Here is a 25,321-nt window from a genome sequence, read left to right on the forward strand (position 1 = left end):
GGGGCAAATTAGTCGAATACCGCAGCCGCCTGAGCTGCCCTCGACCGCGCCTCCTCCGCACTCTCGCCCGTCGCACGCACGAGGACATCTGCCCCCATAACCTGCACTCCCGTCTCCTCCACCGCCATTGCGCGGGCCATGCTTGCCGACGAAAGCTTGTCCGCACCACCCCGCACAATCCGTGCCGCGCCCGGCGAGACCAACGTGACGTCGATAGGCAAGTGCAACGATGCCCGGGCCTGGAGCTCAAACTGGTCCAGCCGCTGCGTGGCGCGTGTGAGCATGCCGTCCAGCCCCGTCAACGGCGACGCCTGGGAGAAGTACACCTCTTCCCCATCCACGAACAGTTCGATGGCGTAGAGACCGCAGCATTGCAGCGCGCCCGTCACGCGGGCGGCGATGGAGCGGGCGTTGCCCATCGCCGCCTCCGAAATCGGTGCCGGCTGCCAGCATTCCACCAGTTCCCCGTCTTCGTGGCGCGTGCCAATGGGCTCGCAGAACCACGTGGCCAGCTGCCCCGTCGCGGGGTCTACGGAGCGGGCGGTGAGGATGGTGACCTCGTAATCGAAGTCAATGTAGCGCTCCACAACCAGCCCATCCTCCGGGAACGACGCCGCGATCGGGTTGCTCAGCATCTCTTCCGCGTTGGTGAACACCGCCTTCGTGCTCCCCCGGCGCTGCTTGACCACCAGCGGAAACCCGATCTCATCCGCAGCCCGGGCAAGCTCCTCAGCGCTGTGCGCGGGTGCGGAGGTCAGCGTGGGCAGACCGAGCTCATCCGCCGCGGTGCTACGCAGGGACTGCCGGTCAAACGCTACCTCGCACGCCTGGACGGACGGCGCCACGTGCGCGCCCGTCCGCTGCACCATCTTCGCGAGCTGGCGCATGTCAATCCGCGGGTCCGCCACCGCAATCAGGTCCGGGTTCGCAGCTTCGAGCTCCCCCAGCGTGCCGACGCTCACCTGACAACCAAAATGCGCATACGCCGCCGCAAGCTCTGTTGCGATGGTGCAATCCGGCCCCTTCCCCACCACAAAAACCCGCTGGTGAGGGTGAAGGGTGTGCTTGGACTCGGACGTTGGCTGGTGGCCGGGCTGCGCCTGGTGCTCACTCATGAGTGCCGATTATCGCATAGCCGTGCACGTTTCTTAAGAAGTGGCTGGGGATTGCGTGGGGATATGCAAAACCACCCCGCCGCATCGAGGGCGCAAGACAGGGTGGAAAGGAGGAAACTGTGAGTTCCTGGAACCGCTTAATTCACGGAGATGGTGTAGCCGCCGATGGAGGAGGTCTGGCCAGCCAGCGGGCTCTCGTGGCCGGTGACGGTAGCAACCAGGGCGCCGCCCTCATCGGCCAGGCAGGAGTTCAGAATCACTGCGGAAGCTGCGATGCCGCCGGTCATCGCGGTGAGGCCGACGATGACGGAGCCGACGGAGTAGCCGAAAGCGGACAGGTACTTGTCAATTGCCTCAACCTGAACTGCGAGCTCCGGGTTCAGGATGCCAGCCTGGCGCTGGATCTCGGTGTTGAAGTCACGAATCTGCTGGTCGATCACGTTGGTGACGTTGGAAGCGCCGCCGAGAGCAACCTGAGCGAGCAGGCCCAGCGGGATCAGGGACAGCAGCGGGATACCGAAGCCGAGGAGGGCGTTCTTGCAGTTCTCCGGCAGAGCTGCGGTCTCGGTTGCGTTGACGTCTACCTTGGCGTTGCCAGCAGCGTCAACGGTGGCGTTGACCTTGGTGGTTTCAGCGGAAGCCGGGGCGACGGACGGAACGACGAGGGTGACAGCCATTGCGGAAGCGACTGCGGCACGGGTGATCTTCTTCAACGGAAGTCCTTTCAGAGGCAATTGTGAGGTGACGGCCCAAGTCTAGGGGAAACCTGGCACCGAGGTTCAGGTTTCATGGTACTCCCGTTTTCAAATATTTGCTGGGCCGCAACGCTCCGGGGGAATCCGCCGGTCTTGAAGCATAAAACCCCCGAAGCCGGGACATTAGTCTCAGCGCTCGGGGGTTTCCGCTACAGACTTAGGAGGCAAGTAGCCAAGCCCTAGGCAGTCTTACTTCTGGATCTCACCCTTCACGGTGACTTTGGTGCCACCCTGGTTCACCAGGCAGTCACGAATGATGAAGGAGGAAGCAGTCAGACCGCCAGCGAGAGCTGCCAGACCGATAGCGGCGGATGCAACGCTGTAGCCGAAAGCGGTCAGGTACTTGTCCAGAGCCTCAACCTGCTTTGCCAGCTCCGGGTTGAGGATGCCAGCCTGGCGCTGGATCTCAGCGTTGATGTTGCGGATCTGCTGGTCCAGAACGTTGGTCACGTTTGCGGAGCTGCCGATAGCAATCTGGCTCAGCAGGCCGAGCGGGATCAGAGCCAGCAGCGGGATGCCAGCGCCGAGCAGGGTGGTCTTGCACTTCTCGGACAGGCCGGTGTTCGGGGTGGTCGGAGCCGGGTCAACCTTCGGTGCCTCGACCACCTTGACGGTGACCTTGCCGGACTCGGTGGTCTTGGTGACAACACCTGCAGCGTCCTTCGCCTCGGCCTTCACCTTGAACTCGATCGTGTCGCCGACCTTTGCCGTCTCAGCCGGGGTCACAGTGACGTTGCCATCCTTGTCGGTGGACACAGAGGCCGGGCCATCGACGGTGAAGGTGACCGTGTCGGTCTCCTTTACCTTGAGGTTCTTTGCCTCAACTGCAAGGACGAGCTTGCCCTTCTGCGCAACCGTTGCGTTAGCAGCATCCTTGTACGTCAAGGAGCCCTTGACGTTTGCCGCCGAATCAGCAATCTGGACAGTCACAACAGTGGAGGTGGTAGTGCGGGTTACTTCGCCAGCTGCATTCTTGGCCTCTGCCTTGACCTTGAACTTCAGTGCACCCGGCTTCTTCGGAGTAACGGTGATTACGCCCTTGTCATCCACAGCGACACCCTCGGGAGCGTCTGCCCCCTCTTCAGCTGCGACGATAGAGTAAGAAACCTTGTCATCGGCGTTCTGCTGGAGGTTGGTAGCCGTCGGCTCGATGACAATCTTGCCGTCAACAATCTTCGACTCGGTGTCGTACGTCAGAGTGCCAACAACCGGCTTGGCAGCTACAACCTTGACAGCTACCTTCTCGGTCGTCGCGGTGGTCACTACATTGTTGCCGTCCTTGGCCTCAACCTTGACAACGAACTCGATAACCTCGCCAGCCTTGGCAGTCTCCTTGGGCTTGACAGTGACCACACCGTCCTTCACCGACACCTCGGTCTTAGTGCCAGCTACGCCGTTGTCGTCGACGATGGAGTAAACCAGCGTGTTGGAATCAGCCTTCTTAAGGTTTTCAGACTTGGTCGGCTTGAGTTCCACGGAATCGCCGAGCGTAACCTCCACATCCTTCGCGTACTCGAGGACCGGAGTCTTCTGATCCTCGGCCGTAGCAGCCGGGGCGTCAGCAGCAGAAGCCATCGGAGCGATGGACGGAGCCACCATAGCGAGGGAGAGTGCAGCTGCCGCGATAGCGGTGCCGCGACGGGTAGCGGTGTTCTTGAACATAGTTGTCCTTTCGACGTTGATGTACCGTTCGCCATCGAGCACCTGAACCCTGGGAGAAACCAGGAGACAGCCCCGCAATGACTTACTAGCTGAATCGTACGAGAATGTGCGCGGCGTTACTTTTGGCTAGATAAATAAATTCGTCGAAAAGCAAAAAAACTGCCTGCACCCACAGATCGGATGCAGGCTTCGGCCCGTCGTAAAGCTCGCGCCCCTACCTCTCCAAGATGTCGTGGCGCACGATGGTCTGGTCGCGGCCCGGGCCCACGCCGATGTAGCTGATGGGCGCGCCGGAGAGCTCCTCCAGTCGCAGCACGTAGTCCTGCGCCTTCTTCGGCAGCTCGTCGAAGGTGGTGCAGCCGGTGATGTCCTCGTCCCAGGCCGGCATGGTTTCAAAGATCGGCTCGGCGTGGTGGAACTGGGATTGGGTCAGGGGCATTTCGTCGAAACGCTGGCCGTCCACGTCGTAGGCCACGCAGATCGGGATCTCGCCGATGCCGGTCAATACGTCCAGCTTGGTCAGGAACAGGTCGGTGAAGCCGTTGACGCGGGAGGCGTAGCGGGCAATTACAGAGTCGTACCACCCGCAGCGGCGCTTGCGGCCGGTGTTCACGCCCACCTCGCCGCCAACTTCCTGCAGGTAGTCGCCCCACTTGTCAAAGAGCTCCGTGGGGAACGGGCCGGCGCCCACGCGGGTGGTGTACGCCTTCACAATGCCCAGCACGCCCGTGATCTTGGTGGGGCCAATGCCGGAACCCACGCAGGCGCCGCCGGCGGTGGGGTTGGAGGAGGTCACGAACGGGTAGGTGCCGTGGTCCACGTCCAGCATGGTGGCCTGGCCGCCCTCCATCAGCACGTGCTTGCCCTCGTCGAGCGCCTTGTTCAGCGTGTACTCCGCATCAATCACCATCGGCTTCAGGCGGTCCGCGTAGCCCATGAAGTAATCCATGGTCTCCTCCACGCTGATGGCGCGGCGGTTGTACATTTTCACCAGCATCTGGTTCTTCACGTCCAACGCGGATTCGATCTTTTGGCGCAAGATACTTTCGTCGAAAATGTCCTGCACCCGAAGCCCCACGCGCGCAACCTTGTCGGCGTACGTCGGGCCGATGCCGCGGCCGGTGGTGCCAATGGCGCGTTTGCCCAGGAAGCGCTCCTGCACGCGGTCCAGCGTCTGGTGGTACGGCGCGACCATATGCGCGTTGGAGCTGATGCGCAGGCGCGACGCGTTGGCGCCGCGGGCCTCCAGGCCGTCAATCTCCTCGAACAGCGCCTGCAGGTTCACCACAACGCCGTTGCCCAGGATCGGGGTCGCGTTCTCGGAAAGGACGCCCGCGGGCAGGAGCTTCAGCTCATACTTCTCGCCGCCCACCACCACGGTGTGGCCCGCGTTGCTGCCGCCGTTCGGCTTGACCACATAATCGACCTTCCCGCCGAGGATGTCGGTGGCCTTACCTTTTCCCTCGTCGCCCCACTGGGCACCCACGATGACGATGGCGGACATGTTCCACTCCTTATATAGGGCCTGTAACCGTGCATATTGTAGCGTGACGTGCATGCGTCTCATCCATTGCGCGTGCGCCAGCGACGTAACCCTCCCCGGAGCCGAGCATTATGCACTCCCCGCCATCCCCGGGCGCAAGGATTTACGCTTCCTGGATGAGATCGCGCGCGAGGTGCTGCCGGTGGATCCCACCCCCTCGCTCGCTGAAATTCAGGCTGCGCCCGACGTCGCGCACCTGGGCACGCCGCAATTCGCGCCGCAGCGGCCGGACGAGCACCTGGGCACGCCGCAATTCGCGACCGACGCCGCGCTTGCCGCCGTACTCACCCGCATGATGCGCGCCGACTACCTCTGGGCCGAGGTGGGCTACATCCCCACCGACCCCTCCTCCCCCGCCGCCGTCTGCTGGGGGCTTTCCTTGCTTGACGACGTTCACTCGTTCGCCCTCGAAGCCCCCGTCCAGCCAGCCGCCTGCATCCGCACCGACACCGGAGACGTGGTCGCCGGCTCCGCCTCCATCTTCCGCGCGGGCGGCACCGAGGAGTTTGTCGGCGAGATTGTGGTGGATTCCGAGACACTGGTGTTCCGCGACGGCCGAACCCCCTCCGCACGCTTCTTTGGCCAGTTCGGCGCGCGTCTTGTACCCACCATGGACGCCCCAGGAATTGCGTGCGCGCCGCTAACCACTCCACTTGAAACCTCTGGTTCGCTTTCCCGGCGCTCGCCACAGCAACTGGAGTGGCTCGCTTCCACCCCGGGTTTGCGGTGGCTCGCGCGAGGCAGAGGCGTTTCCCCAGCTCAGACCGACGGTTCCCGAGTGCTCACCGGGCGCGCCGTGCAAACCGGCGGGGAGAGCATTGCGTTGCTTATCGACGATTCCTTGAAGCCCCGCCCCGTTACCCGAGCAACCTTTTACCGCCATTTGCGCGACATTCAGAGCGTCCGAAACGCCTGATTTCGGTCCATGTGATTAAGATCACAGTGTGATTTTTGTGGCGCTTTGTTGGTGATTTGTAACCAAAAAGAGACTGCTTTGGGCCGGGCGGTTTCAAAGGAGCGTCGTCAAGCAAGTGCAAAGCCCCAGCTCACGCCGTGTTTGCCGCGCATATACCTAAAGTTTGGTGCGTTGTCGGTAAAACTTTCAGTTGATAGCGGCCGTGGTGGCGCGGTCCCGGCGGCACTTTTCAAAACGTGGCTACGTTGGGGCTTGTTCCCAAACGGGGTCCGCCCCGACAGTGGCTCCTCGGTTCACACCGGCGAGAGGCTGGGGCGGAACATTCCATACAAGATCTACTTAGGAGAAATCATGGCTGACTACAACCGCATTGAGGACCTGGCAAACGCTACCGCTTTCGACGTTGATGGCGACAAGGTTGGTGCTGTCAAGGACGTCTACGTCAACGACACCACCGGCCAGCCGGACTTCGTTTCCGTGAACCACGGCCTCTTCGGTGGCGGCGACTCCATCGTTCCGCTGCGCGGCCACACCCTGCGTGACGGCGAGCTGCACCTCGCATTCCCGAAGGAGCGCATCGAGGACGCTCCGGATCTGGACGAGAACGGCCACCTCACCACCGAGGACCAGGAGGCGTTCTACCGCCACTACGGCCTGACCGAGACCCAGGACGTCACCACCTACCAGACCGGCGCTGAGTACGGCGCACCGGCTGCTGCAGGCGCAGCTGCTGGCGCTGGCTACGCTGCTGGTGAGTACACCGACGCTGACCGCCAGGTTGTTGACACCGACGTTGACGCTGACCGCCGCGAGTTCGTCGAGACCGAGCGTCGCGACAACGTTGACAACGACACCATCGTTCGCTCCGAGGAGCAGCTCAACGTGTCCAAGGACCGCGTTGAGTCCGGCCAGGTTCGCCTGCGCAAGTACGTTGTCTCCGAGACCGAGACCGTTGAGGTTCCGGTTGAGCGCGAGGAGGTTCGCGTTGTCCGCGAGCCGATCACCGACGCTGACCGCGCTAACTACGACGGCCAGATCGGCGAGGCTGAGGCTTCCGTCACCCTGCACGAGGACCGCGTCTCCGTGTCCAAGGAGTCCGTGCCGGTTGAGAAGGTTTCCCTGGAGAAGGAGACCGTCCGCGACACCGAGCGCGTCTCCGAGGAGGTCCGCAAGGAGCGCTTCGAGACCGACGGCGTTGTCGAGGCTGACCGCACCGTTGCAGACGTCGACGCTGACCGCGCATTCGACGCTGAGGGCCGCGTCCCGGGTGCAGAGGGCGACGCTGACGTCCGCTAGTACCTCCGCGGAGTAGCCCTCCGCCGGCTACGCGGGTTACCGCGTTAGTTAACTTCCGGAAACCCTGGTTGGGAATTGTTCCCACCAGGGTTTCTCTGTGTTTGGGGGGTGGGGTTGGTTCCCTCTGGGTTTCCCTGCGTTTGGGGTGCTAGGAAGTGCCGGCGAGCTTCTGCGACTCGCGTCCCGCGGTTGCCTCGTCGCCGCCTCAGCCCCGCCGAATCACCCACTCGCATACCTCTGCCCAAAGTCACCGCAGCTACTGCGCCTCGAGCCCTGTCGCCCCGGAACGAAATGACAAACTCGTTCCGGAGGCGCTGCAAAACCCCAGGTCGTCAACTAAGTCGCTTTGTGTCAAGTGGTTGTGAACCGTTTTTGTTATGGGTTGGTGGTTAGTGGTTGGGGGCTGGGGTGTGTGGTGGTGGTTGTGCGGATGATGGTGACTTCTCTGGGCAGTCCGGTTGGGGTTTTGGGTGGTGTGTGGATGCGTCCTTCTTCTAGGGCATCCTGGATGGCGTGGTGGCGGCTGGTTTGCAGTGTGCGCCAGGTGCCGTCGAGGACGCTTTGTGGGGTGTAGTAGTTGATCGCGCTGTTTGGCCGGCTGTTGTAGTTGGTGGTGAAGGTGCTGACCCAATTGGTGGCGTGGTCGATGGACGCGAACACTGGCGGGTAGTAGGGACTTCCTTTCATGGTGTGAAACAAAGACTCCATGTGGGGGTTGTCGTTGCTGGTGTGGGGGCGGCTGAAGGATTGGGTGATGCCGCGGGAGTGAAACAGCTCGGCGATGGTGGTGCTGGTCATCGAGGGGCCGTTGTCGGAGTGCACGGTGTGCACGTCGGGGTATTGGCTGAGGATGCGAGTGAACAGCTCGGTTGCGGCGCGGGTTTGTTCGCGCGGGGTGATGCTGGTGCCTACTACGGCTCGCGAGTACAGGTCGATCACGGTTAGGCAGGCGTAGTTCTGACTGATGCATGGTCCAGGTAGGAAGGTGATGTCCCAGCACAGCACTTGTCCCGGGGCCGTGGCGATGACGTGTGGGGGTGTTGTGCGTCCGCGTTTGGTGTTGTTGCGTCTGCGGGTGTGGGAGCGCTGTTTAAGCAGGCGCTGGTGTTGGCGGGCGGTGCGGTAGAAGCTGCTCAAGCTGGCGATGTATAACCCGTGGTTGTAGGCGTTGTAGTACACGTCGTCGACGCTTGAATACGGGTTGGCGTCGAGCAGCGCCAGAATGTCGTCGACTTGCTGCTCGCTCAGACGGGGGATGTTGCGGGCGGTGTGCGGGGTGGGATTGGGCTTCGTCGGGCGGGGTTTACGGGCGTAGAACACCCGGCTGCGGCTGACGCGAAGCAGTTGCTGGGCTTTGGTTAGGGAGTGTCCGTAGGAGACGAGGGCGTCGATGAGGCGTTGTTCTTCCTTGAGACCAGTTTCATAGCGGCGTGTTTCGTCTTCGGATAAGGATTTTCCTCCGCGTCGTAGTCCACGCCAGGAAGATCGGGCATGGACGCTAAAGCTTTTCCCAGCGCATCACTGGTCTGCCTCCACTTATCCAACTCCGCGTCTTGGCGCTGAAGCTTCTGGTTGGCCTTCGCCAACTCCCGCTTCAGCCGGTCGTTTTCGGCGAGCATCCGCTCAACCTGCTTACGACTGCGCGTTGGGTCGTCATGCGTACCAGAGCCCACAATATCTGCCTTCCGTTTCAGCGCGTATTGCTCGATTGATCCGTCCGCCACCTTGGCGATCCATTTCGACATTTCCATATGCGTCAGCCCCAGCGCCACCAAAAACGCACCCTTCTCCCCGGCAGGAAGTGCCGCATAACTGCGCACGAGGTACGTCATCGCACGCGGGGAGAGGCGGCTAGAGATGTCTTCTGTCAGCGCGTCGAGTTTGGCCTCAGCCGCAGACGGTAACCCGAGACGCTGCCCCCACTTGAACATCGTGGCGTTACTGAGCCCGTGGCGGGCTATCCATTTCCCTTTCGCCCCATAGGGCAAGTTGCGGTAGATCGCGACCATCTGCGCCTTCTGGGCTGGGGTGAAATCAAGGCCCCACCCCTTTTTCACACACGGAGCAAACACGAACGAGCCTGCGGCAAGTGTCACCACCACCGCATCATCGAGTAGCTCACCCGGATCCAAATACGTCACCGGAATACCGAGCACATCCCCAGCCCGCACCGCCACCCGACGCCGGCGCGGTGAACTGTCACCATTAGACGGCACCGCTACCTCCTGCGAATCCGAGCAGGCACCAAACGACACCGGCTGCGGCACCAAGCGAGGAACATCAAACGTGGCCATGAACAAACCTCCTCAGGTCTCTCGTTCACAACCAGCCTGACAGCAAGGGAGATGACAAACTCGTTCCGGGCTAGGGGCTTGGGTGTGGGGCTTGGGTGTGGGGCTTGAGCGCGGGGCGTGGGTGTGGGTTATAGGGCTTGGGCATATCCGCAGGCCCGAAGATTTACAGATCGAATTGCTCGGGCTGGTATCTCGGTGTCGTGGAGGTTGGCGCGAGGGCGGCAAGGGCGGATTCGCGGGACATGCCGCACACCTGCAGTAGATCCACAACCAGCGAACGTGTCTGCGCGAGGATGGCGTAGGCGGAAAGCACCGGGGTCGAGGCCGCCGGGGTCGCGTCGCTGCCGGCGCCGGCGTTTTCGCTGGCCGGGGTCTGCGAGGTCGGCGGGGCTGGGGTCTGCGGAGCCTCCAACTCAAGCACGTCCATGCCGGAGCGCTGGGCGATGCCGCGCAGCTGGTTCACAAGGACGGGAATGGCGGCGGCTTGTTGGCTGCTGCGCTTTGAGTCGGCGTCGTAGATCTCGGAGATTTCGAGGCAGACTTCGGAGAGTTCGTCGATAAGCATGATCTGCTCCGTGGAGACCCTGTCGTCGTCCTCGCAAAGCACGAGTGCGCGGCGGGCAAGCACGCGGGTAGTGCGCACAGCGTTGTCCACGGGCGGGATGACAAGCGCGAGAGAGTTCACGTAGCGGCGCGTGCCCCAGAGGAACGGGGAGAGCCTGGTCGTCTCCTCGCCGGATTGGATTGCGGCAGCCATGGAGTCGATGCGGGATTGGCTGCCGCGGATAAGGTCGAGGGCTTCGCGGATGCAGTCGGGGTTGCCGGTTCGGAGGCCGTCGGCGACGTCGTCGAGCACGGAGCTCATCAAACTCATGATCTGGGAGATCTCGGCGCGAGCGCTGGCCATCGGGGCCTGCGGGATGAGCGCCAGCGTGGCCAGGGCGATTGAGCACCCGACGAACGCATCCACGGTGCGGTCGATGCCGGTCACCTCGGCACCCGGCGGCATGATGGTGGCGATCAGTACCGAGCCGATCGCCACCTGATTCACCAACAACTGGGACTTTGAGAAGAACGAGGCGATCAAGAGCGAGCCGGCGACAATCACGGCGATCTGCCAGCCGCCGTCGCCCAGCCTGTAGAACAACAGATCACCCACCAGCACGCCCAGCACGCAGCCAAGGGCGATATCCAGGGCCTTCGAGATCCGCTCACCGCTGCTGATGCCAATGATCAACAGCACCGCAATGGGCGCGAAGAACGGGCGTTCGTGCCCGATCACGTCCTTGGATACGAAGTACGCCAACCCCGCGGCGATGGAGGTTTGGAAAATGGGCAGCAGGCGGCTGCGCACGCGTTTGAGCCGCGTGTTCAGGGATTTGTCGACCGCGCGGAGGCGGTCGCGGGTGTTCATTCTCTGTTGAGGCATGTGCAAAGTGTCGTCGAAAAGCAAAAAAGCACCGGGCGGAACCCGGTGCCTTCAGAGCTTAGCGCTTACTTGGACACGCTCTTGCCCACGGAGTGCAGGTCCTGGCACGCCTCGATGACGCGCTCGGACATGCCCTGCTCTGCCTTCTTCATGTAAGAACGCGGGTCGTACACCTTCTTGTTGCCCACCTCGCCGTCGATCTTGAGAACGCCGTTGTAGTTCTCAAACATGTGGGAAACCACCGGGCGGGTGAACGCGTACTGGGTGTCCGTGTCCACGTTCATCTTCACCACGCCGTAACGCAGCGCCTCCTCGATCTTCTCCTTCTCGGAGCCGGAGCCACCGTGGAAGACGAAGTCGAACGGGTTCGCGCCGGCCTCGAGGCCCAGCTTGCGCTCCGCAACCTTCTGGCCCATGTCCAGCACCTCAGGGCGCAGCTTCACGTTGCCCGGCTTGTACACGCCGTGCACGTTGCCGAAGGTAGCGGCCAGCAGGTAGCGGCCCTTCTCGCCGGTGCCCAGGGCGTTGATGGTCTTCTCGAAGTCCTCCTCAGAGGTGTAGAGGTTCGCGCCGGCCTTCGCCTCAACGCCGTCCTCCTCGCCGCCGACGACACCAATCTCCACCTCAAGGATGATGTTGGCGTTGTGCGCCTTCTCCAGCAGCTCCTGCGCGACCTCGAGGTTCTGGTCGATCGGGATAGCGGAGCCGTCCCACATGTGGGACTGGAACAGCGGCAGCTCGCCGCGGTCCACGCGCTCCTGGGAGATGGCGATAAGCGGACGCACGTACTCGTCCAGCACCTCCAGCTGGCAGTGGTCGGTGTGCAGCGCAATGTTCACGTCGTAGTGCTGGGCAACCTCGTGCGCAAACGCGGCGAGGGCGCGGGCGCCGGCGACCTTGTTCTTCACAGCCAGGCCGGAACCGAACTCCGCACCGCCGGTGGAGAACTGGATGATGCCGTCCGACTCAGCCTCCGCGAAGCCCTTGATGGCCGCGTTAATCGTCTCGGAAGACGTGCAGTTGATGGCCGGGAATGCGTAGCCGCCCTGCTTCGCGGCATCCAGCATCTGGTTGTAAACCTCAGGAGTTGCAATTGGCATAAGGGATATCCTCCTTGTTGCGTGCGGTTTTTCCGCCTCCCAGTATGCCCGTTTTAGGCCAGGCCCGCAGCGGCCACCGCGGCCGCCGCCTCCAGCAGCATCCACCCGGAAAGCTGCACCGACAGGTCGCGCTCGTCGATGCGCACCAGGCCCACTGCTTCGCTTATCGACGTCGGACCCAGCCCGTAGTTGTGCGGCAAGCGGGCATCCTCGTCCCACTCCGCCGGGAAGATCGGCAGCCCGTCCACCTCGAGGCGGTGGGACCACAGCGACTGCGCGGAGGCGAGCACCAGGCGCGCGGCGACCTTCTTCGTGGCCATGTTCTCGCGGCTGTCCTCCGGCAGGCGCACCGCGACGTCCGCCAGGTAGCGGGCCAGGATGCCCTTGAACAGGCCGCCGTCGCCCTCGCCCGTCTCGTGCTCCGGGCTTAAGATCACGCCCTGCGGGCTGGCCATGTGGAGTGCCACTGCCTGCACAATCGCGCGGATGTGGGTGATGTAGTACACGGACGCGTCCGCGCGCTCGGAGTACTCGAAAGAGTCGATCGCCTCATCGCTGGCCAGACCCACGTCCTCGCGCAGCGCCAGCGCGATTTCCAGGCTCGCGCCCAGCACGGTGCCTTGGTTGGAGGTGTAAATCTTTTCCACCACTTCGGGTCCGTGCATGCGCATGCGGATACCGTCGTAAAGCAAGCCCGATTCGGAGACCAGGTTGTCGAACATCCAATCCACAATCTGGCGGGCCTTGTCCAGCCGCCCCGTGCGGGCGAACAGGATCGCGGCCGGGCCGTTGGAGGGGATGTTGTAGTACGTCTCCCCCGCCTTCCACGGCAGCACGCCGGTGACCGGGTCGATGCCTGCGAGGACGTCAAATTCCAAGTCCCCCAGCGCCCGCGTGCGCTTGATGCCGCCGAGACCCACCGCCCGGTTCCACGCCAGGGCCATCCAGGCCTTATCGTCGATGTGCTGGTTGCTGGTCAGCTTTGTGCGGTGGCGGCGCTGGATGCCGCGGATCGTTTCGTTCACGCGCCGCCGCCGCGTCTTGGTGGGCCGGCGCAGCGCGGCATCCGTCAGGCAGTCCAGGTACTGCGTTTGCCACCAGTAGCGCCAGTGCAGGAACAGCTTGTCCTTGTACCCGGGCGGCCACGTCGGCGTGGCCAGGTTGGTTTTGGGAAGCCCCCAGAGGCGCGATGCGTGGCGTTCCTCGATCGCGGAGGCGGCAAGGTCGGCGCGGTGCGACCAGGTTTCGGGCATGCCCTACGGTTTACCACGCCTTGGTCAGATCGGCGTGCTGGCGCACCCATGCGTGCATGGCAATACCCGCTGCTACACCCGCGTTGATGCTGCGGGTGGACCCGAACTGGGCGATCGAGCAGGTCATCACCGCCGCGTCCTGCGCCGCCGCCGTCACCCCGGGGCCCTCCTGGCCGAAGAGCAGCACGCAGCGGCGCGGCAGCTGCGCGGTCTCCAGCGGCACGGATCCGGGCGTGTTGTCAATCGCCACAATGGTCAGGTCCTCGCCTGCCGCCCACGCAACCAGGTCCTCCACCGTCTCGTGGTGGCGGATGTGCTGGTAGCGGTCCGTCACCATCGCGCCGCGCCGGTTCCAGCGCTTCCGGCCCACAATGTGCACCTCCCGTGCCAGGAACGCGTTGGCGGTGCGCACCACGGTGCCGATGTTCATGTCATTCTCGAAGTTCTCAATCGCCACGTGGAAGTCGTGCCGCCGCTGGTCCAAGTCCGCCACGATCGCGTCCAGGGACCAGTAGCGGTATGCGTCCACCACGTTGCGGGTGTCGCCGTTGGCTAGGAATTGTGCGTCGTAACGCGCGTCGCTCGGCCATGTGCCCTCCCAGGGGCCGACGCCGTGGCGCCCTTCCTGCCACTCGGTGGGGCCTTTGCTATGCGTCAAGCCCCAGGTCCTTAAGGCCGAGCAGGTAGCGGTACTCCAGGCCGGCCTCGGCGATGACCTCGCCGGCGCCGGTCGCGCGGTCCACCACCGTCGCCACCGCAACCACCTCAGCGCCCTCCGCGCGGCAGGCCTCGACCGCGGTCAGCGGGGAGTTGCCCGTGGTCGTCGTATCCTCCACCACAAGCACACGCTTGCCGACGATCGACGGCCCCTCAATCCGCCTCTGCATCCCGTGCTTCTTCGCTTCCTTGCGCACCACAAACGCGTCAATGTCGCGCCCGTCCGCGTGCATCACCGCGGTGGCCACCGGGTCCGCGCCCAGGGTCAGGCCGCCCACGGCCACGTAATCCAGGTCCGCGGTCAGCTCGCGCAGCAGCTCGCCGATCAGCCGGGACGCCTCGTGGTGCAGCGTCGCGCGACGCAGGTCAACGTAGTAATCCGCCTCGCGGCCGGACGACAGCGTCACCTTCCCGTGCACCACCGCCAGCTCCTTCACCAGCTCAGCCAGGCGGGCCTTCTTCTCACTCATCTGCGTGCTCCTTCGTTGTTGTGTCCTGTGCGTCTTGGAAAATCGACGGCGGCGTTTGCGCCCGGCGCGCCCTGGTCAGGTCCCGCGGCACCTCGCGCGCGGGGCCGTCCGCAATCGCTTCGACCTCGTCACCGCCCACCGCGCGCAGCTCCACCGGCCCGCGCACCGCACCCGTGGTCCGGGTCGGCAGCTCCAGCGGCTCCTCCGGGCGCTGCACTTTCGGGGCTTGTTGCTTATCGACGCTCCCTTCAACCACCCCGTCATCCACCGCCGACATTACTTCCGACGGCTGAATAGCACCGAGGTCCAGCGGCCTGGGATCACGTGGCGGCAGTGTGCGAGCTGCATCCGCGAGCAGGGCCAACGGGGCGAGCGCGGCATCCCAGTCCGCCGGGCTAGAAACGCCGTTGCCGCCGAGCTGCGCCAGCACCCACTCGCCCTCGAACCACACCGCAGCGACCGCTGGCGGCATTTCTGTCAGAGCGGTGCGCACGCGAACGTCGATAAAGCGCTGCACCGGGCCCGGCTCTGTGCCGTAAATGGTGAAGCCTTCCTCCGCGGCAACCTCGATGAGGTCCTCCGAGGACGCAGCCGCGAGGTGTTCCGCGTGTGTGTCGCGGCGCATATCCACCACGATGTCCGTGACCTCGCCCGTCGCCATCGCGATCACCGTCGCGCTGCCCAGGTCCATCACGTGCGTGTCATGCCCGTAGATCTGGCCGCTCGCGATGTCGCGGGCAGCTGCACCCGTGGATGCGGCGCCGCGCTGCCACTCGCCGGTCAAGAAGTCGTCGCTCTTGGCAAAGCTGAAGCCCTTCGCCTCCGCCCATGCCCGACGCTCACGACGGTTCGCCCCCGGCAGCTGCAGACCGGATCGGCGGTGCTGCCACGGCTGCTTGGCGGGCCTGGGCGCGGCGGCAGGTTCTGGTTCCGGATCCCCCGCCGCCGCAGTCGCTGCTGCCGCCGCAGCCTCCGGTTCTGGCGCGGGTTCTTCCTGCGCCGTCGCAGCCTCCGCAGGTGTAGCCGGCTCAGCCGCTGGTTCCTCCGCCGCTTCAGCCGCTGCCGGCGCTGCCTCCGCTTGCTTCGTCGCAAACTCCGCAGCTTGCGGCGTATCGAGCTCGAATGCGCCCTCCTCCCCAGCACGTTCCGCGGCTTCCGGAGCGCTCCACACCGACGACCCAGTCGCCTCGGCGGGTTCGACGGCTTCGCCGCCCTGCACATCGACGCCCAGCTCGGCGGCCTCAGGCGCTACGGCCTCCGGCGACGCGCTACCCGGTGCGAGGTCCTCCGGTGCCGCATCTTCTGGCTGCTCCGGTTCAAATGCGTCGGCGGGTTCGGTGGGCTGGGGAGTTTCGTCGACACGCACTGGCTCAATGCCCGGCGTGGTCGCGTCTTCGGAGGGACGCACCGGTTCGCGCACCTGGGCAACGGAAACGGATTCGGTCTGCTCCGCCGCTTCAGCGTGCTCAGGGGCTTCCACCCAAGCGGTCGGCTCGGTCGGCTCGGTCGGCTGCGGGGTTGCCTCGGTCAATCCGTGCGCCTCGGGTGCGGGTGCGCGTCGCTCGCGTGCGTCCGTAACCCAAAGCCAGATGCCGGCTGCGAACGCAAGTATCGCGAGGAGAATAAGTAGGTATGCCATCGGGCACAGATGTTACTGCGCAAGCGGCTCATCGGCGGTGACGGCGCGGGGTCGCGAGCTACGCGGCCATCAGGTCACGCGGCCGCCGGCCGGCCGCCGGGGTTAAACGTTGGCCTCGATCGGGTTCGAGTTGTCCGCCGCCCACTGGGACCAACCGCCCACGTAGTGGGTGATCACCGGCAGGCCGGCGTGCGCCATCGCCGCAAGAAGCAGGGCGGAGTGGTTGCCGGAGCCGGAGTAGACGATGAAGTCCTCCGGCCGCGAGTCCTGGGTCAGGCCGACCTCGGCGAAGCGCGCGCGGATCTCCTCCTCGCTCTTCACCTTCACTTCGCCCTGGTCACCGATCGGCTCGAACAGGTCGGAGACCGGAAGGTTGATCGCGCCCGGGATGTGGCCGGCGCGCAGGTCGAGGATTTCGCGGCGGCCGTCGAAGCGGCGCTTCGAGCGAGCGTCGATAAGCGTGCCCTGGAAGTCCCGCACCTGTTCAATGCCGGCAAGCGGCAGGTTGTCCGGGGACGTTGCAACCTCGCGCGGGACCACCACGTTGCCGGGGCCGGCGACGGTGGGCAGGCCGAGCTCGTCCCAGGCGGAGAAGCCGCCGTCCACAATGTGCACGTCCTCGATGCCCGCCCAGCGCAGCACGAACCAGGCGCGGGCGGCGAAGAGGCCGTTACCGGTGTCATACACAAAGGTCGGGCGGCCCGGCTCGATGCCCCACTGCTCCACGGCCTGATCGATGACGTCGATGTGCGGCATGGGGTTGCGGCCGTCAACACGGCCGGGCATGCCGGCGAGCTGCGAGGCAGGCTCACAAAACAGGGCAGTCGGGATGTGCTCGGACTGGAACTTGGACCACGCTTTGCCCTCCTGGAACTCCCAGAGGGCGGCGAGGATGGTGTGCTTCTTACCTTTTTGGATGCGCTCGTGCAGGGTTTCGGCGGAGACAAAGACGCTCATGCGCGCCAGTCTAGCCAGCTCGCGCGCCGGTCACAGCGCGAGAAGTCGCCCCAGGCTACGCCATGAATCCGGGTGCCTGGTGGATCACGCCCTCAGACTCCAGGCCGTCCAGCCACTCCATGATGCCGTCCCGCGGGCAATCCGCCCCGATGCTGGCCGCCAGCATGCCGCCCGGGCCCAGCTCCACGCGGCACCCGAACGCCAGCAGCGTCTCCGCGATCTGGTGCGGCGCCTCCGTCTCGGGGAGAATTCGCACCGTGGACGATCCGCCGCGCACCACCACGCGATCCACGTGGTACTGCCCGCCCACGCGCACGCATTCCACAATGTCGCCGAGCGCCAGCGACGTATCCACAAACGGCACGCTGGCCACCACAAAATGGCTCCCGCTCAGCTGGTGCGCCGCGAGCTGCTCATCCTCCACACCGGGGACAGCAACTCGGGTGGTAATCGTGGTGGTCGGCTGCATGGAGTGCAGTCTAGGGCACCTTGCTTATCGACGGTCCCTTTTACCGCCCCGAAACCTCCAACACCTCGCCACCTTCCGCGACGTCCACGTGCACCGTGTCACCGTCACGGACATCGCCGGCCAGGAGTTTCTTGGCCAGGTTATCGCCGATGGCCTGCTGGATCAGGCGGCGCAGGGGGCGGGCGCCGTAGGCCGGGTCGTATCCGCGGTCCGCCAGCCAGTGCTTGGCAGAGTCGGACACATCCAGCGTGAGGCGGCGGGCGGCGAGGCGCTCCGCAAGGCCCTGGAGCTGAATCTCCACGATGCCCACCAGCTGGTCCTGGGTCAGCGGCTCGAACACCACCACGTCGTCCAGACGGTTGATGAACTCCGGCTTGAAGTGGTGCTTCACCGCGTCCATGATCTGCTCGCGGTTGCCGCCGGCGCCCAGGTTGGACGTCAGGATGATGACCGTGTTGCGGAAGTCCACGGTGCGGCCCTGGCCGTCCGTCAGGCGACCTTCGTCCAGCACCTGCAGGAGCACGTCGAAGACATCGGGGTGGGCTTTCTCCACTTCGTCGAAAAGCACGAGCGAGTACGGGCGGCGGCGGACAGCCTCGGTGAGCTGGCCACCGGCGTCGTAGCCGACGTATCCCGGAGGGGCACCGACCAGGCGGGCGACGGAGTGCTTCTCCCCGTATTCGCTCATGTCGATGCGGACCATCGCGGACTCATCGTCGAACAGGAACTCCGCCAGGGACTTCGCAAGCTCCGTCTTGCCCACGCCCGTGGGGCCGAGGAAGAGGAAGGAGCCGATCGGGCGGTTCGGGTCCGCGACGCCGGCGCGCGAGCGGCGCACGGCGTCAGACACCGCGACCACAGCCTCACGCTGGCCGACGACACGCTCACCCAGCACGCTTTCCATGTTCAGCAGCTTCTCGGTCTCACCCTGCATCATCTTGCCGGCGGGGATGCCCGTCCAGGACGAAACCACGTCCGCGATCGTGTCCGGCGTGACCTCCTCCTCCAGCATCGTCTTCGTGCTGGCCTGCGCCTCAATTTCCGCGACCTGCGCCTCCAGCTCCGGGATGCGGCCGTAGCGCAGCTCGGAGACCTTGGCATAATCGCCCTCGCGCTCCGCGATCTCGGACTCGTTGCGCAGCCGCTCTAGTTCCTCCTTCGCGGCCTGGACGCGGTTGACCTCGCCCTTCTCGTTCTCCCAGCGCGCCTTCATCTCGCCCAGCTTCTCGCGCTGGTCCGCCAGCTCCTGGCGCAGTGCGTTGAGACGCTCCTGGGACGCCGCGTCCGACTCCTTCGCCAGCGCGATCTCCTCGATCTCCAGGCGGCGCACCACGCGCTCCAGCTCATCGATCTCCTGCGGCGAGGAATCGATCTGCATGCGCAGGCGCGAACCGGCCTCATCCACCAGGTCGATCGCCTTGTCCGGTAGGAAGCGGTTGGTGATGTAGCGGTTGGACAGCTCTGCAGCCGCCACCAGCGCGGAATCCTGGATGCGCACACCGTGGTGCACCTCGTAGCGCTCCTTCAGGCCGCGGAGGATGCCGATGGTGTCCTCCACCGTGGGCTCACCCACGTACACCTGCTGGAAACGGCGCTCCAGCGCGGCGTCCTTCTCGATGTACTTGCGGTACTCATCCAACGTGGTCGCGCCGACCAGGCGCAGCTCGCCGCGCGCCAGCATCGGCTTGATCATGTTGCCTGCGTCCATCGCGCCTTCACCGGTCGCGCCGGCGCCGACGATGGTGTGCAGCTCATCGATAAACGTGATGATCTCGCCGTCCGAGCTCTTAATCTCGTCCAGCACCGCCTTCAGGCGCTCCTCGAACTCGCCGCGGAACTTCGCGCCGGCGACCATGGATCCCAGGTCAAGGCTGATCAGCGTCTTGCCCTTCAGGGACTCCGGCACGTCACCGGCCACGATGCGCCGGGCCAGGCCCTCGACGACGGCCGTCTTACCCACGCCGGGCTCACCGATCAGCACCGGGTTGTTCTTGGTGCGGCGGCTGAGCACCTGGACCACGCGGCGGATCTCCGCGTCGCGGCCGATCACCGGGTCGATCTTGCCCTCACGCGCACGCGCCGTGAGGTCCGTGGAGTACTTCTCCAGCGCCTGGAACTGGTCCTCCGGGTCCTGCGAGGTCACCTTCTTGGCGCCGCGTACCGACGGAAACGCACCCTTGAGCACGTCATACGTCGCGCCGCGCTTCTTCAGAAGCTCCGCGGCTTCGTCAGTGCCCTTGGCAATACCGGCGAGCAGCACCTCGGTGGACACGTATTCGTCGCCGAGCTCGCCCGCAAGCTCCTGTGCCGCGTTAATCGCGTTCAGCGCGTCGCGGTTGAAGTTCGGGTTGGCCATGTTCTGGCCCTCCGCCTTGGGGTAGCCAGCGGTAATCGCCGCCGCTTCCTTGGCCACGGTCTCCGGATCCACGCCCGTAGCCTTCAGCACCGGCGCGGCAATGCCCCCCTCCTGCGTCAGCACTGCCTCAAGCAGGTGGGCGGGGCGAATATCAGGGTTGCCCGCAGCCGACGCCTTCTGCAGCGCCTGCTGGAGAGCCTCCTGCGTTTTCGTTGTGGGGTTAAAGCTTCCCATGGACGCGTTCTCCTTTAAGTGAGTTTGTTGTTTTGTTGCTCACTGGGCACAACGCGCGTGGAGTTGAGTCTGTTCCACTCAGGGTTGTAAACGCGGTGCCCGGGTAGGGACAAGGCGTTTTTGCGTTGCGGCACATAGTTGTTTCCGCGCCAGTATGTGTGAACTCCACACATAGATCCGCCGAATCCAGTATTTGCCGCATCACAAAAAGGCATCACACACCCCGCACACCCCGCACACCCGGCGGGACCGCGTACTCCGGGCGCGCGGGCAGCACCCCCTCCGGATGTCCACTGAAGTGAACACTGCGGCCCTGCCCCGCCAGTGCTCAGTGTGCTGAAGTCAGGGCCATGAGTAAAAATTCGAACCCCACCACCCTGGGAAGCGTCGAGACCGCCCCTGCAGCGCGCGTCCCCACCGCACTCCGCGGCCTGCGCCTGCTGGAACTCATGCAGTGGGGCAAAAGCTTCACGACGGCGGAACTGGCAGCGGAGCTCGGCGTCAGCCAAAGCTCAATCCGCAAATACATCGCGCAGCTCCGGAGCGCGAACTACACCATAAAGAGCGGCCCTGGTTTTGGGGCGATGTACTGGATCGCGCGAGGCGAGCGAACCTACCCGCTCCAACTCACATCAGACGAGATGGAGACTGTCCTGCTCAGCCTCTCGATCTACTCGGCGGCCAACGGATCAACAGACCCGCGATCTCACATGGCCACCGATCTTTTCACCAGGATCAGCGACGTCGTTCCGGCCGACATCGCTGAGGCGACCTCAGGCGCCAGCGAAAAAATGGAGCGGAAACTGACCATGATGGAAGCGGTGTTCCGCGCTAAGCACGGCAACACCTTGGATCGGTTGTGGGCTTAGGAAATCAAACGTCGTGAAGCATCGTGCCCCGGACTGCCGTACTTCGCAGCGGGCACCCAGCGCAGCGCGAACGCGATGACCAGCACCCCGAGCGCGATCGCGGTAACCACCCAGCCGAAGCCCGTGGTGAAGCCGACGATAACGGCGATGGGCGCGAGGATGGTCATGCCGATTTCGAAGGGCGCGAAGCCGACGTAACACACGCCGTACTCGTTGAGCGTGCCGGATTTTAGCTTCGGGGCAACCATCTTCAGCAGCGCGATGCCGGTAGCCACGGCGGCGGTGGCCCAACCCCAGCCGAACAGGCCGCGCTCCAGCCAGTTGCGGCCGAAGAAGAGCGGCGCGGCCCACAGCATCCACACCACGCAGAAGACCGTGCCCAGGAGGAAGAGCAGGGCGGTTGCGCAGCACGTTGCCGATGACCAGCAGCAGCGAAATCCAGCCGATGTCGGTGAGCATCGTGTACGGCGTAAATTCCACCGGGACCACCTTTCTTTCCTGCAGTCGTACTGCGAGTTTCCTGTCTCGCCCATTAACTAAAAGGGGTGCGCGAGGGCCCAACTTGCCCGCACCCGGTGGGTACGCTTGGGCGCATGAGCATCGCCACGGCCCTGCGCGTAGACCCCGCCCGCATCCGCACCGAGCTCTTTGAGCGCCTGGTCCGCGAGTACGGGCCGGCCGCCGTAGGCATCTTCCCCGCCGGCGCGAGCCAGGTTTCGCCTTTGCTTATCGACGTTTGCTCATGGCTCCTCACCAACTCCCCCACCTCCGAGCTGCCCGCTGGCGTGACGGAGCGGATCCGGGCGTGGGCGCTGGACCTGCGCCGGATTGGCTTCCCCGCCAGCGAGTATCCGGCGGTGGCGGGCTTGGTGGCCGATGTCGCGGACCCGGGCGACGAGCCGGGGCGCGCGGTGTTGGTGGCTGGCGCGGAGGCGATGCGCCAGGCCGCCGAGGCCGCTGATTTGGCGGGCATCCCGCCGGCCGCGGCGGCGCAGGTCACCGAGGTGGTACACGCCGGCGGTGGCACGGGTGGCGCGGGTGGCAGCGCCGGCGCTGGCTCGGGTGGCGCGGGTGGCGGCGCCGGCGGTGGCACGGGTGGCGCGGGTGGCAGCGGGGTCCAGATCGTGCGTTGCGAGGCCGGCATGCCCATCCACTACGCCCCCGGCCAAGTCCTGCCCGCGATGCAGGTCGGCCGCCAAGGCGTGTGGCGGGGTCTGGCGCCGGCGCTGCCCGCAAACCCGTACGGCCAGCTGGAGTTCCACGTCCCGCCCGCGGCGAACGGCGGCTTCGATCTGCAGGTGGGCGATTACCTCACGCTCGGCGCGCCGCGGGGGGAGTCGCCCGAGTTCGCAACCGGCGCGGGCGTGGGCGCGAACACCGCCGGCGCGGGCGCGGTGCAGATCGTGGCGCTGGGCACCGGCACCGCGGCGGCGAAGGCGATTGTCTTTTCCCTGCTCGAGCAGGAAATCCGCCCAGACGTGGAATGCATCCTCGCAGCGGACAGACCCGAAGAGCTCTACGAGATCGCCCCGTTCGCGGCCCTCGCCGCCACTCAACCGTGGCTTCGCGTCACGTGTGCCACCACACACGATGGAACGTGGCCGCGGGTTGGGGGCTTGGGGCGGGGCAAGAGGGCGTCGTCAAGCATTGAGCGAAAAGTGGCCGCGGTGGAGACGCTGCTGACCGCGCCCGAAGTTGTGCTATGCGGGCCGGAAGCGCGCGTGCGGGAGCTGCGTGCAAGCGTGCCGCGGGCGAGCGTGATTGCGCACGACGCGGAGCCGGACTGGAGCACGCCCGCGGATTAGCGCATCTGCGTGTTCGCGGTGATGGTGAGGACGGGGAGGGCCTCGCGGGCCCGCGCGACCTCGGCGATGTCAATGTCCACGATCAACGTCTCCGGCGCGTACCCGGCCTCCGCGATGCGCACGCCCTGCGGGTTGACCACGGCGGAGTGGCCGATGCCCGTCGGCCCGGAATCCTGCCCCGCCTTCTCCGCCCAACCCGGACGCGCCTGGCCGGCCGCCGCGATGAACACGCCCGCGTCCAGCGCGCGGCCTGCGGTGAGCGCCCGCCACTGCTCCAGCTTGCCCGGGCCGTCGGCCCAGCTCGTGGGCACGACGATCACCTCCGCGCCGCGCTGCGCGAGCTCCTTGAACTGCTCCGGGAAGCGGATGTCGAAGCAGATGGCCACGCCGACCACGGTGCCTTCGTGGGTGAAGGTGACAAGCTCGTCGCCGGTGAGGACGGTGTCGGACTCGCGGTAGTTGAACGCGTCGTACGCGTGGATTTTGTCGTAGCCCTTGTGCACGTCGCCGCCGGTGATCAGCGCGGTGTTGCGCACCCGGTTGAGCTCCTTGCCGTCCACCTTATTGACATCTCCCGGCCGGAACATGCCCGCCACAACGGTCACGCCCAGCTCGCGCGCAAGCTCGCGCATTGCGGTGGCGAACGGCCCGTCCAGCTCCTCTGCCTGGGTGTCCAATCTGCCCTGGTCAAAGGCCTGGCTCGCGGCTTCCGGGAGCACGATCAGGGTGGCGCCGGCGGCGGCCGCGTCGCGGATCAGCGGCTCCAGCAGCGCGATGTTGTCGCGCTTGTCCGCGCCGGTGACCGTTTGCAATAAGGCGAGTTTCATGTGGATAACTTTAGTTTGATTTCCGGGCGGGTTATCCACAGTTTGGCGCTGCGCCCTTGATTCGTTCATTTCGCGTTGCCACACTCGCGGCATGACTTTCATTGAACTTTCGCACCGCACCGCACCCACCGCCCTGGCCAGCCTTCCGGACACGTCGCCGTTGCCCGTGGCCAGGCTATCTTCCTCCCAGGCCGCCGCCGCGCTCGCCACCGCGCAGAGCAGGGAGCATGTGCTTATCGACGCTTCCTTATCCGCCCTCACCTCCCACCTCACCGCAATCGCCGATTTCGCGCGCGCTGTGGAACGCGCCGATTCGTTCCTTTCCAACGCCCTGGATACGGGGCTGAGCGCCGAAGGGGGGCGCCGTGCGTAGCGCGGTTGGCAAGGCGGGCGCGGCAGGTGCCGTGGGCGCCGCGGGCGCGGCAGGTGCCGTGGCGTACACGCCGCATCTCAACCCCGCGGAGCTGCGCGAGGCGGCCGCGGCACTCGACATCGCCCAGCGCGACGTGGAAGCGCGCGCCGCCGCGGCGAGGCGTGCCGCCCGCGACCTCGCGGGGACCGGGTTCGCCGGGCCCGCGGCGGCAAACGCCCTGTCCCGGACCACCGAGCTGGCCGGGGCGCTGGATGCCCGCGCGGCATCGATGGCGCGGATGCGGATGGTGTTGGAAGCGGCGGCCGCCGCGCAGCAGATGCTGGATCTGGCGGCGGCGACGGCGCTGCGCTACGGCCACTACCGGACGGTGCTGTGGCTGAACCAGTTGTCGCTGCAGTTGGATACGGAGCTCGCGCGCGAGCTCAACCGTGCCCGCGGCGCCGGGTTCCAACCGCTTGCAAACTCCCCGGGCGAGGATCTGCACGCCCTCTCCGCCCGCCACATGGCCACGCTGCCCGCCGCGACCCGCGGACACGTAGAGGCCGTCGGCGGCTTGGTGCTTGAGGCTGGGCCCGCCTCCACCACGGTGATGGTTGGCGACGCGGTGGACCCGGCGCGCATCATCACCATGGTCGCCGGTGCCACGACTGGCCACCCGGACCAACTCGCCCACGAGCTGGAGAAAGCACAGCTCATCGCCCAACGCACCGGCGCGACCGTGGTGGTGTGGCAGGGCTATCAGCCGCCGAAGGAGCTGGGGCGTGCGCTCTCGCCGGCGTCGGCAAGCGAAGGCTCCGGGAACCTTGCGCTGTTCCAAGCGGCGCTGGAGGAGCGCTTCCCCCGCGCGCAGAAGACGGTGGTCGCGCACTCCTACGGCACGCGCGTGGCCACGCAAGCTGCGTCGGAGCACGGTTTGCTTGCCGACGATCTCTGGCTCCTCGGCAGCCCCGGAGTCGCCGGTAGGTCCGTCGCGGACCTGACGCTGGCCGGCCCGGACGCGAGGGTGATGGTGGTGGATGCGGACCGCGATCCGATCCTTGCGCTGCGCTCCGGGCCGCAGGGGGTGCTGGGGGCGTCGCCGAGCCATGAGGCGTACGGCGCGGAGGTCGTGCCCGGCGTGCGCGGGGACCACGGCGCGTACTTCACAGACGAGGCCTTCCTGACTGCTCTGTCACAGGCCAGCCACCCCGAACGCGAGAAATCATTACCATCGGCGAATGGAAATTGGATGAACTTTTAAAG

The 25,321-nt window shown here is 65.4% G+C and carries 22 protein-coding genes and 1 pseudogene; 6 read left to right on the forward strand and 17 right to left on the reverse strand.

All coding sequences use genetic code 11. The features are described from left to right. Window positions 1–8 precede the first annotated feature (8 nt). The 4 genes from JZY91_RS09750 to JZY91_RS09765 all read right to left on the reverse strand — a co-directional run bounded on the left by JZY91_RS09750 (window position 9) and on the right by JZY91_RS09765 (window position 5,036). A complete protein-coding gene (locus JZY91_RS09750) occupies window positions 9–1,115 on the reverse strand; it encodes an ATP-grasp domain-containing protein (protein ID WP_234947681.1) in 1,107 nt (368 codons plus the stop codon). Window positions 1,116–1,252: 137 nt separating this feature from the next. Then, on the reverse strand, window positions 1,253–1,828 hold the full coding sequence (locus JZY91_RS09755; protein WP_234947682.1) for a hypothetical protein: 576 nt from the start codon (window positions 1,826–1,828) through the stop codon (window positions 1,253–1,255). Between the two features lie 231 nt (window positions 1,829–2,059). Further along, window positions 2,060–3,532 carry a hypothetical protein gene (locus JZY91_RS09760; RefSeq protein WP_234947683.1) on the reverse strand — a complete coding sequence of 491 codons (1,473 nt, stop codon included), beginning with the start codon at window positions 3,530–3,532 and terminating at the stop codon, window positions 2,060–2,062. A gap of 214 nt (window positions 3,533–3,746) precedes the next feature. After that, window positions 3,747–5,036, reverse strand: a complete 1,290-nt coding sequence (locus JZY91_RS09765; RefSeq protein WP_234947684.1) for an adenylosuccinate synthase — start codon at window positions 5,034–5,036, stop codon at window positions 3,747–3,749. Between the two features lie 52 nt (window positions 5,037–5,088). Between JZY91_RS09765 and JZY91_RS09770 the strand changes: the two genes are divergently transcribed. Continuing rightward, entirely contained in the window at window positions 5,089–5,991 is a 903-nt protein-coding gene (locus JZY91_RS09770) for a hypothetical protein (protein WP_234947685.1), read from the forward strand. Between the two features lie 351 nt (window positions 5,992–6,342). Further along, window positions 6,343–7,287, forward strand: coding sequence for a DUF2382 domain-containing protein (locus JZY91_RS09775; protein WP_234947686.1), 945 nt, complete (start codon window positions 6,343–6,345; stop codon window positions 7,285–7,287). Window positions 7,288–7,662: 375 nt separating this feature from the next. Here the strand turns inward: JZY91_RS09775 and JZY91_RS09780 are convergent, their stop codons facing one another. The 11 genes from JZY91_RS09780 to clpB form a co-directional block, all read right to left on the reverse strand. Next, window positions 7,663–8,607 carry a DDE-type integrase/transposase/recombinase gene (locus JZY91_RS09780; RefSeq protein ID WP_234947687.1) on the reverse strand — a complete coding sequence of 315 codons (945 nt, stop codon included), beginning with the start codon at window positions 8,605–8,607 and terminating at the stop codon, window positions 7,663–7,665. Between the two features lie 38 nt (window positions 8,608–8,645). Continuing rightward, complete coding sequence (locus tag JZY91_RS09785) at window positions 8,646–9,581, reverse strand: guanine nucleotide-binding protein subunit gamma (protein WP_234947688.1); 936 nt, start codon at window positions 9,579–9,581, stop codon at window positions 8,646–8,648. Window positions 9,582–9,744: 163 nt separating this feature from the next. After that, complete coding sequence (locus JZY91_RS09790) at window positions 9,745–11,010, reverse strand: FUSC family protein (RefSeq protein WP_234947689.1); 1,266 nt, start codon at window positions 11,008–11,010, stop codon at window positions 9,745–9,747. A 65-nt stretch (window positions 11,011–11,075) separates the two neighbouring features. Next, window positions 11,076–12,110, reverse strand: a complete 1,035-nt coding sequence (gene fbaA, locus JZY91_RS09795) for a class II fructose-bisphosphate aldolase (RefSeq protein ID WP_234947690.1) — start codon at window positions 12,108–12,110, stop codon at window positions 11,076–11,078. Window positions 12,111–12,163: 53 nt separating this feature from the next. Then, complete coding sequence (locus tag JZY91_RS09800; RefSeq protein WP_234947691.1) at window positions 12,164–13,363, reverse strand: glycoside hydrolase family 76 protein; 1,200 nt, start codon at window positions 13,361–13,363, stop codon at window positions 12,164–12,166. 10 nt (window positions 13,364–13,373) lie between these two features. Continuing rightward, the gene (locus JZY91_RS09805; protein WP_234947692.1) at window positions 13,374–14,021 is read right to left on the reverse strand and encodes an RNA methyltransferase; all 648 of its coding nucleotides are present in this window, start codon (window positions 14,019–14,021) and stop codon (window positions 13,374–13,376) included. Beyond that, a complete protein-coding gene (pyrE, locus tag JZY91_RS09810; protein WP_234947693.1) occupies window positions 14,011–14,550 on the reverse strand; it encodes an orotate phosphoribosyltransferase in 540 nt (179 codons plus the stop codon). Before pyrE ends, JZY91_RS09805 begins: the two co-directional genes overlap by 11 nt. Then, window positions 14,543–16,189, reverse strand: coding sequence for a hypothetical protein (locus JZY91_RS09815; protein WP_234947694.1), 1,647 nt, complete (start codon window positions 16,187–16,189; stop codon window positions 14,543–14,545). Before JZY91_RS09815 ends, pyrE begins: the two co-directional genes overlap by 8 nt. Window positions 16,190–16,291: 102 nt before the next feature. Then, complete coding sequence (locus JZY91_RS09820) at window positions 16,292–17,146, reverse strand: sulfurtransferase (protein WP_234947695.1); 855 nt, start codon at window positions 17,144–17,146, stop codon at window positions 16,292–16,294. 55 nt (window positions 17,147–17,201) lie between these two features. Then, window positions 17,202–17,615 carry a DUF4265 domain-containing protein gene (locus tag JZY91_RS09825; RefSeq protein ID WP_234947696.1) on the reverse strand — a complete coding sequence of 138 codons (414 nt, stop codon included), beginning with the start codon at window positions 17,613–17,615 and terminating at the stop codon, window positions 17,202–17,204. A gap of 40 nt (window positions 17,616–17,655) precedes the next feature. Beyond that, window positions 17,656–20,205, reverse strand: coding sequence for an ATP-dependent chaperone ClpB (gene clpB, locus JZY91_RS09830; RefSeq protein ID WP_234947697.1), 2,550 nt, complete (start codon window positions 20,203–20,205; stop codon window positions 17,656–17,658). A 350-nt stretch (window positions 20,206–20,555) separates the two neighbouring features. On the opposite strand from clpB, the gene JZY91_RS09835 reads away from it, so the two are divergent. Further along, window positions 20,556–21,074 (forward strand): YafY family protein, encoded by a 519-nt coding sequence (locus tag JZY91_RS09835; RefSeq protein WP_234947698.1) that lies wholly within the window; start codon window positions 20,556–20,558, stop codon window positions 21,072–21,074. On the opposite strand, the pseudogene JZY91_RS09840 reads toward JZY91_RS09835, so the two are convergent. Continuing rightward, window positions 21,071–21,469, reverse strand: a pseudogene (locus JZY91_RS09840) (sodium:glutamate symporter); the annotation flags it as partial. The gene JZY91_RS09835 and the pseudogene JZY91_RS09840 sit on opposite strands and share 4 nt — an antisense overlap. Before the next feature lie 198 nt (window positions 21,470–21,667). Between JZY91_RS09840 and JZY91_RS09845 the strand changes: the two are divergent. Continuing rightward, window positions 21,668–22,879 (forward strand): hypothetical protein, encoded by a 1,212-nt coding sequence (locus JZY91_RS09845; protein WP_234947699.1) that lies wholly within the window; start codon window positions 21,668–21,670, stop codon window positions 22,877–22,879. On the opposite strand, the gene JZY91_RS09850 is transcribed toward JZY91_RS09845, so the two are convergent. After that, window positions 22,876–23,706, reverse strand: coding sequence for a carbon-nitrogen hydrolase family protein (locus JZY91_RS09850; RefSeq protein WP_234947700.1), 831 nt, complete (start codon window positions 23,704–23,706; stop codon window positions 22,876–22,878). The genes JZY91_RS09845 and JZY91_RS09850 overlap by 4 nt on opposite strands. Window positions 23,707–23,797: 91 nt before the next feature. Here JZY91_RS09850 and JZY91_RS09855 point away from each other — a divergent pair, with 91 nt between their 5' ends. Together JZY91_RS09855 and JZY91_RS09860 are read left to right on the forward strand one after the other, a co-directional pair. Then, window positions 23,798–24,079 (forward strand): hypothetical protein, encoded by a 282-nt coding sequence (locus JZY91_RS09855; protein WP_234947701.1) that lies wholly within the window; start codon window positions 23,798–23,800, stop codon window positions 24,077–24,079. Further along, window positions 24,072–25,319: an alpha/beta hydrolase gene (locus tag JZY91_RS09860; RefSeq protein ID WP_234947702.1), complete on the forward strand. Its 1,248-nt coding sequence runs from the start codon at window positions 24,072–24,074 to the stop codon at window positions 25,317–25,319. Before JZY91_RS09855 ends, JZY91_RS09860 begins: the two co-directional genes overlap by 8 nt. Window positions 25,320–25,321 lie beyond the last annotated feature (2 nt).

It is taken from the genome of Corynebacterium sp. CNCTC7651 (assembly GCF_021496665.1).
Lineage (GTDB): Bacteria > Actinomycetota > Actinomycetes > Mycobacteriales > Mycobacteriaceae > Corynebacterium.

Coding starts and splice junctions, on each gene's coding strand:
- JZY91_RS09750 (WP_234947681.1), bottom strand. CDS start 1,115: ATGAGTGAGCACCAGGCGCAGCCCGGCCACCAGCCAACGTCCGAGTCC.
- fbaA (WP_234947690.1), bottom strand. CDS start 12,110: ATGCCAATTGCAACTCCTGAGGTTTACAACCAGATGCTGGATGCCGCG.
- JZY91_RS09775 (WP_234947686.1), top strand. CDS start 6,343: ATGGCTGACTACAACCGCATTGAGGACCTGGCAAACGCTACCGCTTTC.
- JZY91_RS09815 (WP_234947694.1), bottom strand. CDS start 16,189: ATGGCATACCTACTTATTCTCCTCGCGATACTTGCGTTCGCAGCCGGC.
- JZY91_RS09850 (WP_234947700.1), bottom strand. CDS start 23,706: ATGAAACTCGCCTTATTGCAAACGGTCACCGGCGCGGACAAGCGCGAC.
- JZY91_RS09770 (WP_234947685.1), top strand. CDS start 5,089: ATGCGTCTCATCCATTGCGCGTGCGCCAGCGACGTAACCCTCCCCGGA.
- JZY91_RS09790 (WP_234947689.1), bottom strand. CDS start 11,010: ATGCCTCAACAGAGAATGAACACCCGCGACCGCCTCCGCGCGGTCGAC.
- JZY91_RS09845 (WP_234947699.1), top strand. CDS start 21,668: ATGAGCATCGCCACGGCCCTGCGCGTAGACCCCGCCCGCATCCGCACC.
- JZY91_RS09785 (WP_234947688.1), bottom strand. CDS start 9,581: ATGGCCACGTTTGATGTTCCTCGCTTGGTGCCGCAGCCGGTGTCGTTT.
- JZY91_RS09835 (WP_234947698.1), top strand. CDS start 20,556: ATGAGTAAAAATTCGAACCCCACCACCCTGGGAAGCGTCGAGACCGCC.
- pyrE (WP_234947693.1), bottom strand. CDS start 14,550: ATGAGTGAGAAGAAGGCCCGCCTGGCTGAGCTGGTGAAGGAGCTGGCG.
- JZY91_RS09820 (WP_234947695.1), bottom strand. CDS start 17,146: ATGAGCGTCTTTGTCTCCGCCGAAACCCTGCACGAGCGCATCCAAAAA.
- JZY91_RS09825 (WP_234947696.1), bottom strand. CDS start 17,615: ATGCAGCCGACCACCACGATTACCACCCGAGTTGCTGTCCCCGGTGTG.
- JZY91_RS09855 (WP_234947701.1), top strand. CDS start 23,798: ATGACTTTCATTGAACTTTCGCACCGCACCGCACCCACCGCCCTGGCC.
- clpB (WP_234947697.1), bottom strand. CDS start 20,205: ATGGGAAGCTTTAACCCCACAACGAAAACGCAGGAGGCTCTCCAGCAG.
- JZY91_RS09800 (WP_234947691.1), bottom strand. CDS start 13,363: ATGCCCGAAACCTGGTCGCACCGCGCCGACCTTGCCGCCTCCGCGATC.
- JZY91_RS09765 (WP_234947684.1), bottom strand. CDS start 5,036: ATGTCCGCCATCGTCATCGTGGGTGCCCAGTGGGGCGACGAGGGAAAA.
- JZY91_RS09760 (WP_234947683.1), bottom strand. CDS start 3,532: ATGTTCAAGAACACCGCTACCCGTCGCGGCACCGCTATCGCGGCAGCT.